A 15330-nucleotide genomic window follows, 5' to 3' on the forward strand; every position below is an offset into this window, starting at 1 on the left:
CGCACCGCGTGCAGCTGTGGATACGTGCGAAGCCGACCGGCCGCCGCGACCCGGTCGGCAATCACCAGCCCGGCGTCGGCCCCCTCGGAGAAGCCCACGGCCACGGCGCGGTTCAGCTCGACGACCGGCGACGGCCAGATCCGCACCAGCACCTCGTAGAGCGCCGCGATGCGAGTCCAGTCGGTGTCCTCGGGCCGCTGCGCCCGTGCGTGGCAGGCGGCGACGCCGGCTTGCAGCGCGTAAGGACCGAGCGGCTTGCCGAGCATCTCGGCCCGCGACAGCGCATCGAGGCCCCTGCGGATGAGCAGTCGATCCCACCGCCTGCGGTCCTGGTCGGGCAACAGCACCGGCTCGCCCCGCGCGTTGACGCGCGCGGGCAGACGCGAGGCCTGCAGCTCCATCAGCGCGACGAGACCGTGGACCTCCGGCTCACCGGGGACGAGCCCGGCCAGCACCCGACCGAGGCGCATCGCCTCCTGGCAGAGGGCCGGTCGGGTCCAGTCCTCACCGGACGTGGCCGAGTAGCCCTCGTTGAAGACGAGATAGACGACCTCGAGCACGGAGGCGAGCCGCTCCGACAGCTCATCCGGTCCCGGCAGCTCGAAGGCGACGCCCTTGTCGCTCAGCGTCTTCTTGGCCCTGACGATGCGCTGGGCCACAGTGGCCTCCGGCACGAGGAACGCGCGGGCGATCTCGTCCGTGGAGAGCCCACCGAGGCAGCGCAGGGTCAGCGCCACACGCGACTCGAGCGAGAGCACCGGGTGGCACGACGTGAAGACGAGCCGGAGCAGGTCGTCGCCCACGTGGTCGTCCAGGGCATCGACACGCTCCTCGCTGTCGACCGGCGGCTCGTGGGCGAGCTCGTTGCCGAGCACCTGCACCTTCCGGGCGAACGTCGCATCGCGCCGGTGGGCATCGATGGCGCGGTGTTTGGCCGTCGTCATGAGCCAGCCCGCCGGGTTGGGCGGCACGCCATGCCTGGGCCACTTCTCGAGCGCGACGACGAGCGCCTCCTGGGCGAGGTCCTCCGCCACTCCGACGTCTCCAGTCACGCGGGCCAGGCCTGCGACGAGCCGCCCGGACTCGATTCGCCAGATGGCCTCGACAGCCCGCCGGGCCCGCTCGACGTCGTCGGTGGCACCGGCTGCCGTCGCCGTCGCGGCCACGGGACTGGGCGTGGACATGGGTCGACCCTCCCCGATCGAGTCGGGGAGGGTCAACGCTGGGAGGGCGGCGGTGCCGGGAAGCGAGCTCAGCGGCATACGACTGGACAACCTCACGCCGGGGGCGCGAAGTCCTCGGGGCCCATGATCCTGACGACCTCGGACTCGCCGTCCCAACCCGGCCACAGGTCGACGTGCAACCTCATGAAGCGGGACGCCCACTCGACCGCCTCCTCCTTGGACCGCACCTCGTAGATGGCGTAGGAGATGTACTCCTTGGACTCCGCGAACGGCCCGTCCATGACCGAGAGGTCACCTCCGGCGACGGTGACGCGAGCGCCGCTCGCGCTGGGGGCCAGGCCACCGTTGTCGAGCATCGCGCCCGACGAGGTGGCCTCGGCTCCGAGGTCCATGATCGCGTTCATGAGGCCCTCTGGAGGTGGGCCGGCAGGCTGGGTGCCCTTGAGGATGACGATGTAGCGCATTGGATTCTCCTGTCTTTGGACTGGTTCAGAGGATGTCAGGCGAGCGCCCCGAGAGCGCGGTAGTGGTGACGGGCCACCGCGGCGACCCACGCGAAGACCAGCACGACGGCCACGGTGAACAGCAGGTTGGCCACGACGCTGCCCCCGCCGGACGCCACGCAGAGGAAGCCGCCGAGGAAGGCGACGCCGGTGAGACGCGAGAACCGGCTCATCACGCGGTCGCCGTCGGCGCTGAACCGACGGGCGACGACGAAGCACGCGATGGCGATCGCGATGAAGCCGACGCCCGCCGCAGCGAAGTGGAGGGTGCCGCGAGTCGTCACCTCGGCGACTCCCTCCGGAGTTCCGGCGGGGAAGCCCATCGCTGGGTCGGCGCGGAAGAGGCCGGAGCCCACCAGGCCGAGCCCGAAGACGACCACGAGCCGCGGCGCCCAGCGACCACCGACCGCCCCCTCCAGAGCACGACCGAGCCCGACGGCGAGGGCGACGAGCATGAGACCGGTGAGGATGAGGTTCGTGACCTGGATCCAGCCGTGGTCGCCGTTCGCGAGCAGGCTCCACTGGTGGCGGCTGAAGTCAAAGCCCTCGCGCAGCAGCCCCTGGGCGACGGACGTGATCACGTAGCACGGTCCGGCGACGACGCCCCAGCCGAGCAGGCTGCGGGTGACGTGAACCGGGGTCCAGTGGGCCGACCCGGGCTCGACGGTTGTGGTGGTGTTGGTGGTGGTGATGATGGTGCCGTTCACGGCGACTCCTCCGGGTCTGGGACCGGGCCGTCTGCCCGATGCCGTCACCCCCTCCACGAGCGAGGCAGCCGTCGATCGACATCGACCGCAAAGTCTGTTTCCCGGCTTTCCGGAACCATGCCGTATGCCGCTGGGCTGGCTCCCACCCGGCAGTGCGGTCCCGGCGCTACCGTCCTTTGGATGCAGAGGTTTCACGACGCTGACCTGTCCGGTTCGGAGTTCGAGCACGTGCGTCTGGCGAACGCCCGCTTCGATCGCGCCGACCTGACGGGGAGCCGGTTCCGCTCCGTCGACATCGGGGACGCAGAGTTCCGCGGGAGCGCCTTCCACCAGGTCCGGATGCGGGGCGTCGACCTCTACGACGTTGACATCTCCGGCGAGATCCTCAACGTGACCATCAACGGGGTCGACGTGGCTCCGCTCATCGAGGCCGAGCTGGATCGACGAGATCCCGAGCGGGCGAAGGCCCTGCGGCCGAGCGACCCCATCGGGTTCCGGGAGGCGTGGGACATCAACGAGCGGCGATGGCTGGATACGGTCGAGCGTGCTCGACGACTGCCGGCTGACCTGCTCCACGAGTCGGTCGACGGCGAGTGGTCGTTCATCGAGACGCTGCGCCATCTGGCCTTCGCCACCGATTGCTGGATCCGGCGCGCCATCCACGGTGACCCGGCGCCGTGGCACCCCCTGGACCTGCCGTGGGACGAGATGCCGGACACGCCCGGGGTCCCGCGTGACCGGGCGGTCCGGCCGTCGCTGGATGAGGCGCTCGAGCTGCGGCGCGACCGGATGAGGTCCGTCCGGGAGCTCCTCGACGGCCTGACCGACGAGTTGCTGGCGGCACAGACGACGCCGGTCGAGGGGCCGGGGTGGCCGGAGCCGCGCAGCTACCCGGTGCGCGAGTGCCTCCTCACCGTCCTCAACGAGGAGTACCACCACCGGCTCTTCGCCGAGCGCGACCTGGCGGTGCTCGAGTCCCGCGACGCGTAGGTCGGGCCCTTGCGGAGGGACACCTCGGGAGGGGCGTCGGTCAGGAGGGTCCGCTACTCGCCGGGGTAGCGCACGCCGACCTGGGCGCGGACCTCGTCCATCGTGGACATGACGCGCATCGTCGCGGCGTGTGCCATGTAGGAGCTCTCGCGGCTCCCCGAGGCGAGGCAGCGGGCGAACTCGGCCGCCTGGTAGCTGAAGCCGCGGACGGGTGCCGGCAGGCCGGCCGGACGTTCGGCGAGGACCGTGCCGTCGAGGGCGAGCAGTCGCACCGAGGTCGGTGAGTAGAAGGGGCCGCCGACGTCGAGGCGAGCCTCGGTCCCGACGATCTCGGCGGTGCAGGGTGTCCGGGTCAGCATCGAGCTCGTCAACGCCGCGACGGCGCCTGACGCGTAGGCGAGGACGACGCCGACGGTGGCGTCGACGCCACGGTCGCTGAGGGAACCACGGGCGGCGACCGAGATCGGCGGCCCGAGCAGGTGGTCGGCGAAGGACACGGGATACACGCCGAGGTCGAGGAGGGCACCACCGGCGAGCTCCGGTGCGGCAAGTCGCTCCGGACCCTGCGGATGGAGCCGCTGGGAGTGGTCGGCCCGGACGATCACGAGGTCGCCGAGCATCCCCTCCTCGACCACCTGGCGGATGACGTCATAGTGGGGCAGGTAGCGAGCCCACATCGCCTCGGCCACGAGCAGGCCGCCCGAGGTGGCCGCCCGGATCACGGCCCGAGCCTCAGTGGCATTGCGGGTGAAGGCCTTCTCGACCAGCACCGGCTTGCCCGCCTCGATGGCGAGGAGCGCGTGGTCGTGGTGCTCTGAGTGCGGAGACGCGACGTAGACGGCGTCGACACCATCGTCGGCGACGAGCTCCTCGTAGGACCCGTGGGACCGCGGGACGCCGTGCCGGTCGGCGAAGGCCCGGGCCCGGTCCTCGCTTCGCGAGCCCACCGCGACGACGCTCGAGGCCGTCCCGGCCCCCACGGCCAGGGCGAACTCGTTGGCGATGAACCCGGGGCCCAGGATGCCCCACCGGATCGCCGGCGCCTCGCGTGGATCCGGGACCCGGGACTCGGGCAGGGACCGGACCTCCACGGCGCCTCCAGCGCTCATCCGCGCACGTCCCACAGGTGATGGAGCACGTCGTGGACGAAGTACCGCCCCAGGGTCTGCGCCGTGAAGGTCGACCCGTCGCTGCGGATGCCCGACCACGAGAGCTGCTCTCCCGTCGGCCGAGCGAACGCCTCCGCAGCAGCGTCGAACGCCGCCTCGAGCTCGCCCCGGAGCACGTCGGGATCTGCGCGCCAGTAGGCCTTCTCCACGGCGGTCGCGTCCTGGTCCCAGTTCGCGAAGCGCACGGCCGCTCCGTCACCGTCCAGGATCTGCTCGAGCCGGCCCCGCATCACGTCACAGACGTCACGGGCGTGCGCGCTGTACTCGAGCGGAGACCACACCCCGGCCGAGGGCCGAGCCCGCACATCAGACCGAGCGAGCACAGCGGCATACCTGCTCTTGGCGTCAAGGAGGATCTCGGTCACTCCGTCGGGACGCACGTCGTCCGGGTCAAGGCCGCAGTCCGGGCAGGGTCTCGACACGACCCACGTCCAGTCGGAGGTGTCGGGCGTTGCCGGCCCCGGGTCCGAGGGATCCGCGTACACGTCGCTCATGCCCACAGCGTAGGACCCGGTAGGCGCGCCCTCGGGCTCCGCTAGATTCTTCGGGTGCTCGAGGACTATCTGCCATGGATCATCGTCGGCGCGGTGGTCGGTGCCGTGGTCCTCGGGTCGATCCTCGCGCTCCGTCGGGCCTCCGGCTCGACGGCTCGCCTGAGGCGACGTCGCTCGCGGCCGAGTCGCGACCAGTTCGGCTCCGGCAGTCGCAACACCGATCTCAAACGCGCCGCCGTCGTCATCAACCCGACGAAGTTCGCCGACCTGCCGATGATCCGGGAGCGGATCACGTCGACCTGCCACGCCGCGGGCTGGGGGGATCCGCTCTTCTACGAGACGACCGTGGCCGACCCCGGCACCGGGCAGGCGAGAAGCGCGGTCGCCGAGGGCGCGAGCGTCGTGTGCAGCCTGGGTGGCGACGGCACCGTGCGGGCGGTCGCGCGCGCCCTCATCGGCACGGAGACCCCACTCGGCATCCTGCCCGCGGGCACCGGAAACCTCCTGGCCCGCAACCTCGATCTGCCCGTCGCCCTCGACGAGGCGGTCGGCGCGGCCCTCTCCGGCAGGAACCGGCGCATCGACGTCGGCGAGCTCGTCATCGGCGAGATCGACGCACAGGGCGAGTCCGTGGATGGCGGTGAGCTCGTGACCGAGCACTTCCTCGTCATGGGTGGCATGGGCCTCGACGCCCTCATCATGGGCGGGACGAACGAGGTCCTCAAGCAGCGGGTGGGCTGGGCGGCGTACCTCCTGACCGGTGTCAAGCACCTCGTGTCGCCCGAGTTCCGCACCCAGCTCCGGCTCGACTCCGAGCCCGAGTTCAAGCGGCGCGCCCGGGCCGTCGTCATCGGCAACTGCGGCCGACTGCTCGGCGGCCTCGTCCTCATGCCCGATGCTCGCGTGGACGACGGCAAGCTCGACGTCGTCATCGCCTCTCCCCGCGGCTTCGTCGGCTGGGCGCCCGTGATTGCTCGAGTCCTGACCCGACGGCGGAAGGGTCACGCCACGCTCGACCACAAGGTCTGCGCAGAGGTCCGGGTGCGGGTCGACCGGCCACTGCCCGTCCAGGTCGACGGTGACGTCGTCGGCGAGGCGACCGAGATCAACGCCTCGTTGCGACCCGCGGCCCTGACGGTCCGCGTCCCGATCGCCTGACCTGCGGGCTGATCGGTGCGAGGCTCGTCTCGTGAGCCGTGATGTGCCAGGCAGCCCGTTCGCCGGATTCCAGACCGAGGCGCTCGCCTTCTACCTGGGCCTGGAGGCCGACAACAGCAGGACCTACTGGACCGACCACAGGGACGAGTGGGAGCGGGAGGTGCGCGAACCGATGCTCGGCCTCGTCGCTGCCCTTGCGGACGAGTTCGGCGAGGCGAAGCTGTTCCGCCCCAACCGCGACATCCGCTTCAGCGCCGACAAGTCGCCGTACAAGACGCACCAAGGCGCGTTCGCCGCAGCTCCGGGCGGCGCCGGCTACTACGTGGAGATCAGCGCGACGGGGCTGAGAGCGGGCGGCGGATTCCGGGCGCACAACCCGGCGCAGACCGCCAAGATGCGCGCGGCCGTCGATGCGGGGCCCCCGGGCGCCGAGCTCGAGACTCTGCTGGAATCCCTGCGCCGCAAGCGGTTCGAGGTTCTCGGGGAGCGGGTGAGGACGACACCGAGGGGCTATGCCGCCGATCACCCACACATCGAGCTGCTCCGCCACAAGGAGCTCATGGTGATCCGCGACTTCGGCGACCCCACGTGGCTTGGCACCAGGCGAGCGCTTGCCCGGGTCCGTGACACGTGGCGGTCCGTCCGCCCGCTCAACGAGTGGGTCGCGACGCACGTGGGTCCGGCATAGGTGCGCCATGCACGTGATTCGGGCCCAACAGGTCTTCGACGGCGCTCGCTTCCTCGGTGCGGCAGACGTCGTCCTCGGCGCCACCAGCATCGTGTCGGTCAGCGCGCCCACGGAGTACGCGGCAGACGTCGTGGTCGAGGACCTGGGAGACGTGACGGTGCTGCCCGGGCTGGTCGACGCGCATCAGCACGTGACCTGGGACTGCTCCTTTGATGCCGTCGGATGGCATGAACGACACGATGACGAGGTCCTTCTGGAGCGAGCCCGAGCCAACGCTCGGCAGGCTCTGGCGGCCGGTGTCACCACGGTTCGCGACCTGGGCGGCCGCGGGCGGGCTCCCTTCGACCTGCGTGACGAATGCTCGCGCGATCCGACGGCCGGGCCGACGCTTCTCGTCGCTGGGCCGGCCCTGACCACGCCCGGTGGCCACTGCTGGTTCCTGGGCGGTCAATGCCAGGGATCGGATGACCTCGTCGCGGCGGTCGCGCGGCTCGAGGAGGCCGGCGTGGACGTCATCAAGGTGATGGCGACGGGCGGGAACCTCACCCCGGGCTCGGCCCCGCACGAGTCGCAGTTCGGGCTCGCTGAGCTCCGAGCAGTCGTCGATGCGGCCCACGCTGCAGGCCTGCCCGTGGCTGCGCATGCACACGGCACGCAGGGGGTGTCCGACGCGCTGGACGCCCGCGTCGACACGATCGAGCACTGCAGCTTCATGACCGCTGACGGCGTCGCTGAGGATCCAGCCCTCATCAGGCGGCTCGCCGGCTCCGGTATGACCGTCTCGATCACCGGCGGCACGATCCCGGGTCCGGTTCCTCCCGCCATCGCCGTGCGGCTGCCGGCCCTGCACGCACATGGGCGGCGCATGCTCGATGCCGGCGTGCGATGCATCATGGCCACGGATGCGGGAATCGGCCCGGCCAAGCCCCACGACGTGCTGCCTCGGACCGTCCAGCACGCCGTCGACGATCTGGGCGCCACGGTCCACCAGGCGCTGGCCATGTGCACCGCGCAGGCCGCGGAGGCTCTCGGACTGGGAGACCGGGCCGGTCGACTGCGCCCCGGGGTGCCCGCCGACCTGCTGGTCGTGCCCGGCCGCGTCGACCACGACCCGTCGGCCATGCGCCATCCGATCCGGGTTCTCCGGGCAGGCGTCACCGTCCAGCCACGACTGGGCACCAGCTAGGCGGGAAGCCCCATCCCGACGAGGCTGAGCGGCTCGGGCCCCATCGTCGCCGGGCTCCGGGTCTCGGCGAGCGAGAGCCGCGCCGCCAGGTCAGGGCGCAGACTCTTCACGCGTTCGAGGACCCACCAGGCCTGCGGACTGCGACCGCTGGCGCGAGCGCTCTGAGCAACGGGCTCGAGCACCGCCGTCGAGACCCAGATCTCCTCGAGTAGCACGCGGGCCCGTCCACGTGTCGACCGGAGCCGGCGCATTCGTCGGGCGCTCGACGCCGTGAACCGGAAGGCCACGCCCAGCTCGGCGAGTGCGTGCCGGAGGTCGACGAGCCACGCCGCGTCGTCGGTTCGAGGGAAGCCGGCGACGAGCAGCCGGCCGGACACGTGCTCCGCCATCCAAGTCACCTCCCGCCGGCGCGAACTTCCCGACATCGCAGAGGTCCCGGGGGCCCGCGGTGATACGTCGCACTGCCCGTGACCAGGTCGCGGCGCAGCTGGGCGAAATCCCATGACACCGGACGTATCAGGCGCCGTCGTCTCGACTCTGACGGTCGGGGGCAGCGGGGCACCGGGCAGGGGACGTTGCTGGGGGCAACGAGCCCGGTGTCCTGGCAGAGTCCCACCGGTTCAGGGGGCCGGAGGGACGACAGGGCGCCGGCACACGAGGTCGGCGCCCTGCATGCTGCCCAGGCGTGCCCATGGCGCGATCAGCTGCGCAGCTGCTCCAGCCAGGCCTTCGCCGCATCGAAGTCGCTGTCGGCCGTGCCGAGCCGCGCACCGGCCCGGACACCATCAGCGCGGGGATAGGACCCGAGGAACCGAATGTCGGCGCACACGCGCTTGAGGCCCATCAGCGTCTCGCCGACCCGGGCGTCCTGGACGTGGCCCTCGAAGTCGATGGAGAAGCAGTAGCTGCCCATCGCCTCACCGGTCGGCCGCGACTCGAGCCGCGTCATGTTGACGCCCCGCACGGCGAACTGCTCGAGCAGCTCGAGCAGCCCTCCGGCATGGTCGTCGCGCTGGAAGAGCACCACGGTCGTCTTGTCGGCGCCGCTCGGCTCGGGCAGCGTCCCCGGCCTCGACACGAGGACGAACCGAGTCACGGCCGACGGGTTGTCACCGATGTCCTCGGCGAGGATCTCGAGCCCCTCGTTGGCCGCTGCGACCGGCGCGCACACGCCGGCGTCGAAGGCGACGTCGCCGGGCTCGCGCAGCGCGGCGGCGCTCGCTGCCGTGGACAGCGTCGGAACGTACACCGCCTCCGGGAGGTTGGCGGACATCCACCTGCGCACCTGGGCCCACGCGTGCGAATGGGTCCCGACGCGGCGAACCCGGCTCAGCGGCACACCGGACCTCGCGCAGAGGACGAAGGTCACGGGGACGAGGACCTCGCCGATGACGACGAGGGGATCGCCCGTGGCGAGCGCGTCCAGGGTCGCGGAGACGCCGCCCTCGACGGAGTTCTCGATCGGCACCATCGCGGCGTCGACCTCCGTTGCCCGGAGGGCTTCCAGCGCCCCGTCGACGCTACCGAACGGCACCTGCTCCTTGTGCCTGGCACCGTCCCAGGCGTCCAGCGCCATCTGCGTGAAGGTGCCGCGGGGGCCGAGATAGCCGAAGCGATGCAGGTCGGACGGTGTCCGCGGCGTCATGAGCGGTCCTTCCGGGGCGGTGCGCCCAGGGGCTGGGTGATGGAGCGGGGCTCGCCCTTCGTCGCGGCGGCGAGCGCCTGCTGCTCCTCGGGGCTCAGGGTGATGCTCGACCGACCGCTGACGATGCCCTTGGCATACGTCCGCGACTCGCTGCGAGCGTGGATGGACGAGATGACGATGCCGTCGCCGAAGTCGTCGACGATCGCGGCCGAGAAGGAGAGCCGGCCGCCCATGTCGCCGAAGGCGTCGTAGCGGACGACAGCAACGTTGCGCAGACTCTGCTGGACGTCTTCCTCCGCCGCCGACACCTGCTCGCGGAGACGGGACACCTCCGCACCGATCCGGTCGATGCGGTGGTTCTGGGTCGCTGCCACGCGCGCGATGTCCGTCGTGCCGTCGCCGGCGAGCGCGCGGAAGTCACGGCGGATCCGGGCGAGTCGCAGCTGCGCGCCGACCGCGAGGGCGAGCGAGACCACGGCGACAACCGCAGCCCCGATGGCCACGGCCGACAGGGTCGGTTCCTCCACGATCCGCAAGGGTAGCCCCGCAGCCGGCGTGGTACGTGGGCATTTCACGAGGTGGCACCGGGACCATTGGTGAGTCCGCTCGTCGGACCAGATCCGGTACCGGCCTCGAGCGCGACCAGCCCCTCAGTCGACCTTTGTATGGTGTCCCCCGTGATCCGCAGGCATCCCCTCAAGGCGCTCGTCGCCGTGCTGGTGCTGCTGATCGGCGTCCTCGCCTGGTCCTACACCACCCGTGAGCCCGTGCCGGTCCCGCGTACGGTCGATCCGGCACCCGGGGAGTCCCTCGTCGTGGTGGGGGTTGGGGGCGTCTCCTGGGATGACGTCTCGGCGCAGGAGACTCCGGTTCTCTGGGGACTGCTGCGCGATGGTGCGGCCGCCTCCGTGTCGGTCAAGACGCTGCACCTGACGACGTGCCCCACGGACGGCTGGGCCACGCTGTCCGCCGGTGAAGCCGCCGGACCAGACGCCGAGGGAGACCGCCCAACCTGCATGCCGCTCCCGAAGGTCACGGGGGACGAGGCGAGTGGTTTCTCCGTCGCCGGCTTCGACGCCCTGGCCTCCGCGTCCGAGGAGGCTGCGTTCGAGGCCCGGCTGGGACTGCTCGGCGACAGCTTCGCGAGCCACCCGTCCTGCACGTCGGCCATCGGCCCGGGCGCTGCCATCGCTGCGGCGACGTCTGACGGGAAGGTCGAGCACTACGCGCCGTTCGAGGCCAAGACCCTCGTCACCGAGCTGGCCCGGTGCCCGATCTCGATCGTCGATACCGGGGCGATCCTCACCACCGAGCCCGACGCGGAGGCGCAGCTCGCGCGCATCAACGAGATCGAGGACCGGATCGCGCAGGTCCGGGACGCCATGCCCAATGGTGCCGACCTCATCGTCGTTGGCCTGGCCGACCGGGACCGCGAGGAGCGGTTGCGCATCCTCACCGCCACCGGCCCCCACTATGCGCCGGGCATCCTCGCATCGGCGTCGACGCGGATGCGCGGCATCGCCCAGATCTCCGACGTGACCGCGACGATCCTCCAGCGCGGCGGGACACGCCCGGTCGAGCCGATCGGCGGTCGCGCCCTGTCGGTCATCCCCTCGCCGAACAACAGCGAGTCGACGGCCGCGGACAAGCTGACGGCGCTGACCGACATCGACCTCAAGGCGGACGCGATGCACAGCATCGTCGTGCCGTTCCTCGTCCTGTGGCTCTCCGTCATGCTCGTCGCGTTCATCGTGCTGTGGATCAGGTGGCGCCGCGCCCGCCCATGGCGGACCAGCCAGACGCGAGAACGGGTGCTCCGCCAGGTCCGCCTCGTCGGGCTCCTGGCTGCGGGGATGCCGGCCGCCACGTTCCTGGCCAACCTCGTGCCGTGGTGGCGCTGGTCGCCACCGTCGTGGGTGCTCGTCGCGCTCCTCAGCCTCCTCGTCCTTGCCATCAGCGGCGTCATCGCCGTCGTCTGCCTCCACGGCCCGTGGAGCAGCTCGGCACTCGGGCCGCTCGCCCTCCTGTCGGCCGTCACCGCGAGCGTCATCGGCGTCGACCTGCTGACCGGTTCGCAACTGCAGATGTCCTCGATCTTCGGGCTCCAGCCCCTCGTGGGCGGCCGCTTCTACGGGATGGGCAACGTCGCGTTCGCTCTCTACGGGTCGGCCGTGCTGCTCCTCTGCGCCGCGATGGCGCATGCCCTCATCCGTCGCCGGGCCCCCGGCCTTGCGGTGCTCTCGGTCGTGGTCATCGGTGGGGCGGCGCTGGCGGTGGACGTCCTGCCGGCCTGGGGTGCCGACTTCGGCGGTCCGATCGCGCTCGTCCCGGCCCTGGGGCTCCTGCTCATGCGGGTCGCCGGCATGCGGGTGTCGGTGCGAAACCTCGCTCTCGTCGGCGTGGCGGCGGCGGTGGTCATCACCCTCGTCAGCTATCTCGACTGGCGCCGGCCCGAGCAGTACCGGTCACACCCGGGCCGCTTCCTCCAGACCCTGCTCGACGGGGAGGCGTTCAGCGTCCTGTCGCGCAAGCTGGCCGCCAACCTCGAGCTGGCTGTCGCGCATCCTGTCCTGACGGGGGTCGTGCTCGCAATCGGCGCCTTCCTGCTGGTCATCGTCGTCCAGCCGGGCCGCTTCGGGACGGCGCCCTTTGCGCGACTCGTCGACGAGGCGCCCCTGCTCCGGGACGGCCTCGTCTCCGTGGTGGTCATGTGCGTCATCGGCTTCCTCACCAACGACTCGGGCGCGGCGATCCCGCCGGTCGCGATGGTCCTGACCGTCCCGCTCGTGATCTCCGCCGTCGCCCACTTCATGTCGATCGAGCGCACCAGGGAGCCGGTGCGTCTCCGCCGCGAACGCCACCACGTCTGACCCACCGGCAACACATCTGCTTGTCGACTGCTCGTCCCCCGCCACGGGCTGGGCAGGCGGTCGACAAGCAGATGTGTTGCGGAGGAAGTGTTGCGGAAGGACTTCGTCCGGAGTGGCGCGAGCTGGGGTCAGGAACGGCGGGAGCGGCGGAGGCGGCGGATCCCCAGGGCGAGCGCCACGTCCCGGTACTGCGCGGACCGGTGCAGCTGCGCCCGCCAGTCGGCGCCGGTGACGCGGTGGTGCAGGTCGCACGGGATCTCGCGGACCACGAGCCCCGCGCCCAGGACGTCGATCGTCATGCCGACCTCGACACCCCAGCCACGGGCGAACGGGAGGGCGGCGGCGACGGCAGCCGGTGAGAGGCACCGCATCCCGGAGAGCGGCTGGATCGGACTCCACCCGGTCAGCTCCTCGATTCCCCGACCGGCAAGGCCCACCACGAGGCCGCGCCCGCCACCGGCGGACCGCTGGCGTGGGAGCGTCGCAATCGTGAGGTCCGCCGCACCGGCCGCCACCGGCTCGACGAGCGCCCCGACCGCCTCGGCGGAGTCCTCGAGATCGGCGTCCACGAAGAGCGCCGCTGCCTCCGCCCCGACCCGCCCCACGTGCTGGAGCGCGGCCATCCGGCCGAGTCCGCTCGTCAGCGCGTCGGCCTTGCCACGGTTGCGGGCATGCCGGACGACCTCAACCGCACACTCCGCGGCGATCCCGGCCGTGGCGTCCCGCGACCCGTCGTCGACGACGACGACCGCTGCGATGCCCGGGATCCGGCGCACCGCACGGATCGTCGCCGCGATTCGGGCCGCCTCGTCCTTGGCCGGGATGATGGCGACGACCGGCAGCGGGGTCGCCGGGGTAGCGCCTGCGGGGTCGGGCATCGGGGGACCGCTCAGCGCAGGGTGACCTGGCGGTTCGTCAGCCCCGCCCGCGCGCCGCGCTCGGCCGCGGTGAGCGGCTCGGTGACCGCCGCGGCCGCGTCGATGCGCTCGCGCATGGCCGCCACGGCGTCCTCGTGGCTCTCCGGCTCCGAATCTGGGTCAACCTCCCACACGGGGATGAGCAGCCCGCTCGACCGGAAGCAGCCGAGCAGCCGTCCGGCGTCACCGAGCCGGGACGTTCCGGCGGCGTGGAGCCGGGCGAGGGCGCTCGTCGCGACGTCCTCGGCGTACGGCAGGACCCACCGGACATAGCAGCGCTCGCCGATCCGGCACCAGTAGGCCGACGACGCCGACGCGAGCTTGACGGTGGGAATGACGGACTCGTTGGCCCGCTCGAGCGACTGCTGCCCCTCGACGTCGAGCTCGGCGTCGTCCACCCAGAAGTCGAACCCGCCGCGCACCTCGATCTCGAACGGCGCGTCGAGGTCGATGAGGTCCTGCAGCCTGGTCGTCTCGGCCGTCGACACCGGCAGGGCCTGGATCGGGGTGCCCGGATCGGCGGCGACGGCCAGCTCGACGGCGTGCGCGATGTCGCGGCTCGTGTCACCACTGGCATTGCCCGACTGGATGCCGACGAGCACGTCCCCGTTGTCGCGGTGCAGCGCCGGCCAGGCGAGCGGCAGGACGGTGGCGATGGTGATCGTCTCGGGCGCGCCCTCCGGCGCCTTGCCCTCGGCGAGGCGGACCGTGGCCGTCGCGGCAGGGACGATCTCGCGCATCGCAACCCAGTCCGTCTCGCCGGGCAGCCCCTCGAAGGGACGCGGCACGAACGGGAGGGGGGCCGGACGGGAGGTGCGGTCCGTGCGGTCCGTGCGCGAACGCCGAGAAGCCTTGCCCATGGGACGCAACCCTAGTGGGTGGTCAGCCGCGCACGTGAGCGAGCTCAGCGGCATACGACCTGAAAAGGAGTGAGCCGTATGCCGCTGGGCTCGCTCCGCGTCGACGGCTCAGTGGGAGCGCCGCCGGGAGGGACCTCCGAGGGAGGCCCACACGGTGCGGCCGTTGGGCTCCTCGAGGACGCCCCACTCGTGCGCGAGCGAGCGGACGATGCGCAGGCCCCGGCCACCTGGAGCCCAGGTGGTCGGGGGCGCGGGCCGTGGAACGGTGGGTCCGCCACCGTCGGAGACCTCGACCTCGACGACGTTGTTCTTGACCTTCCAGTGGACCCGGATCGCGCCATCGGAGAGCGGCTTGGCGTGGCGGATCGCGTTGGCGACGAGCTCACTGACGACGATCTCGGCCTCTTCGACGACCTCGTCCGGAACGTCGCGCGCGGCAAGGTCGGCCACGAGCGTCTTGCGGATGTGCGGCGCCGCGGAGGGGGCCCAAGGGATGCGCACGGTCCTCTTCTCGTTCTGTGGCGCACCCCCGTCAGTACTGGGGCTGCCGTCCTGCATGGTCGGCACGCGAGTCCTCCTCCCTGGGGCCCGTTGCCTCGGGCCCGGACACGCCTGACCGGTCGCTGCCGTTCTCTCGACGTTGATCAATGAAGCATCTCAGGGGTGTTACCCGCAAGGCGCGCCGGAAAAACGTTGTTCAGAACGCGTGAGCGACATATCGTTGATGCATCGCGACTGATCGGAAGTCGCTCGACGACAGGGAGCCGACATGAATGGAAGCAACGAGTCCGAGTGGGGCCACCGAGAGCGCGGGGGCTACGGACCGCGCGGCGGACGACACGGTGGCCCGGGTGGCTCGGGTGGCCCGGGTGGCCCGGGTGGCCACGGAGGCCGCAGTCGAGGCATGGGCGGTCCGGACTGGGTGACCGGCTTCGGCGGCTGGGGCGGCGGCGAGGGTC

16 protein-coding genes and 1 pseudogene are annotated in these 15330 nt (G+C 71.5%); 6 read left to right on the top strand and 11 right to left on the bottom strand.

Going from position 1 to position 15330, the window contains the following annotated elements; all coding sequences use genetic code 11:
* The 3 genes from VJN29_RS19400 to VJN29_RS19410 all read right to left on the bottom strand — a co-directional run.
* A partial coding sequence (locus VJN29_RS19400; RefSeq protein WP_324145286.1) for an RNA polymerase sigma factor occupies nt 1-1184 on the bottom strand: 1184 nt, incomplete at its 3' end.
* A 92-nt stretch (nt 1185-1276) separates the two neighbouring features.
* The gene (locus VJN29_RS19405) at nt 1277-1648 is read right to left on the bottom strand and encodes a YciI family protein (RefSeq protein WP_324145287.1); all 372 of its coding nucleotides are present in this window, start codon (nt 1646-1648) and stop codon (nt 1277-1279) included.
* 35 nt (nt 1649-1683) lie between these two features.
* Nucleotides 1684-2394 carry a DUF998 domain-containing protein gene (locus VJN29_RS19410; protein WP_324145288.1) on the bottom strand — a complete coding sequence of 237 codons (711 nt, stop codon included), beginning with the start codon at nt 2392-2394 and terminating at the stop codon, nt 1684-1686.
* Nucleotides 2395-2574: 180 nt separating this feature from the next.
* Between VJN29_RS19410 and VJN29_RS19415 the strand changes: the two genes are divergently transcribed.
* Nucleotides 2575-3384 carry a DinB family protein gene (locus VJN29_RS19415; RefSeq protein ID WP_324145289.1) on the top strand — a complete coding sequence of 270 codons (810 nt, stop codon included), beginning with the start codon at nt 2575-2577 and terminating at the stop codon, nt 3382-3384.
* A gap of 53 nt (nt 3385-3437) precedes the next feature.
* On the opposite strand, the gene VJN29_RS19420 is transcribed toward VJN29_RS19415, so the two are convergent.
* Both VJN29_RS19420 and VJN29_RS19425 read right to left on the bottom strand, forming a co-directional pair.
* Complete coding sequence (locus VJN29_RS19420) at nt 3438-4493, bottom strand: Gfo/Idh/MocA family oxidoreductase (RefSeq protein WP_324145290.1); 1056 nt, start codon at nt 4491-4493, stop codon at nt 3438-3440.
* Nucleotides 4490-5047: a DinB family protein gene (locus tag VJN29_RS19425; RefSeq protein WP_324145291.1), complete on the bottom strand. Its 558-nt coding sequence runs from the start codon at nt 5045-5047 to the stop codon at nt 4490-4492. Before VJN29_RS19425 ends, VJN29_RS19420 begins: the two co-directional genes overlap by 4 nt.
* A gap of 54 nt (nt 5048-5101) precedes the next feature.
* Between VJN29_RS19425 and VJN29_RS19430 the strand changes: the two genes are divergently transcribed.
* From VJN29_RS19430 to VJN29_RS19440, 3 genes are read left to right on the top strand one after another with little or no spacing between them, the layout of a single operon-like run.
* Nucleotides 5102-6205 (top strand): diacylglycerol/lipid kinase family protein, encoded by a 1104-nt coding sequence (locus VJN29_RS19430; RefSeq protein WP_324145292.1) that lies wholly within the window; start codon nt 5102-5104, stop codon nt 6203-6205.
* A 31-nt stretch (nt 6206-6236) separates the two neighbouring features.
* Nucleotides 6237-6893, top strand: coding sequence for a DUF2461 domain-containing protein (locus VJN29_RS19435; RefSeq protein WP_324145293.1), 657 nt, complete (start codon nt 6237-6239; stop codon nt 6891-6893).
* A 7-nt stretch (nt 6894-6900) separates the two neighbouring features.
* Complete coding sequence (locus VJN29_RS19440) at nt 6901-8079, top strand: amidohydrolase family protein (RefSeq protein ID WP_324145294.1); 1179 nt, start codon at nt 6901-6903, stop codon at nt 8077-8079.
* On the opposite strand, the gene VJN29_RS19445 is transcribed toward VJN29_RS19440, so the two are convergent.
* The 3 genes from VJN29_RS19445 to VJN29_RS19455 form a co-directional block, all read right to left on the bottom strand.
* Nucleotides 8076-8468 (bottom strand): hypothetical protein, encoded by a 393-nt coding sequence (locus VJN29_RS19445; RefSeq protein WP_324145295.1) that lies wholly within the window; start codon nt 8466-8468, stop codon nt 8076-8078. The two genes, VJN29_RS19440 and VJN29_RS19445, sit on opposite strands and share 4 nt — an antisense overlap.
* Before the next feature lie 311 nt (nt 8469-8779).
* A complete protein-coding gene (gene pheA / locus VJN29_RS19450; RefSeq protein ID WP_324145296.1) occupies nt 8780-9724 on the bottom strand; it encodes a prephenate dehydratase in 945 nt (314 codons plus the stop codon).
* Nucleotides 9721-10251 carry a DUF4446 family protein gene (locus VJN29_RS19455; RefSeq protein WP_324145297.1) on the bottom strand — a complete coding sequence of 177 codons (531 nt, stop codon included), beginning with the start codon at nt 10249-10251 and terminating at the stop codon, nt 9721-9723. The genes pheA and VJN29_RS19455 overlap by 4 nt, the downstream gene beginning before the upstream one ends.
* A 150-nt stretch (nt 10252-10401) precedes the next feature.
* Here VJN29_RS19455 and VJN29_RS19460 point away from each other — a divergent pair, with 150 nt between their 5' ends.
* Complete coding sequence (locus VJN29_RS19460) at nt 10402-12594, top strand: hypothetical protein (protein WP_324145298.1); 2193 nt, start codon at nt 10402-10404, stop codon at nt 12592-12594.
* 128 nt (nt 12595-12722) lie between these two features.
* Here the strand turns inward: VJN29_RS19460 and VJN29_RS19465 are convergent, their stop codons facing one another.
* The 3 genes from VJN29_RS19465 to VJN29_RS19475 form a co-directional block, all read right to left on the bottom strand.
* Nucleotides 12723-13472, bottom strand: coding sequence for a glycosyltransferase family 2 protein (locus tag VJN29_RS19465; protein WP_324145299.1), 750 nt, complete (start codon nt 13470-13472; stop codon nt 12723-12725).
* Nucleotides 13473-13483: 11 nt separating this feature from the next.
* Nucleotides 13484-14371 (bottom strand): DUF5926 family protein, encoded by an 888-nt coding sequence (locus VJN29_RS19470; protein ID WP_324145300.1) that lies wholly within the window; start codon nt 14369-14371, stop codon nt 13484-13486.
* Between the two features lie 108 nt (nt 14372-14479).
* Nucleotides 14480-14929 (bottom strand): ATP-binding protein, encoded by a 450-nt coding sequence (locus tag VJN29_RS19475; RefSeq protein WP_324145301.1) that lies wholly within the window; start codon nt 14927-14929, stop codon nt 14480-14482.
* 211 nt (nt 14930-15140) lie between these two features.
* On the opposite strand from VJN29_RS19475, the pseudogene VJN29_RS19480 reads away from it, so the two are divergent.
* Nucleotides 15141-15330: pseudogene (locus VJN29_RS19480) on the top strand (hypothetical protein); the annotation flags it as partial.

Source organism: Intrasporangium sp. (assembly GCF_035280925.1).
Classification (GTDB): Bacteria; Actinomycetota; Actinomycetes; order Actinomycetales; family Dermatophilaceae; genus Intrasporangium.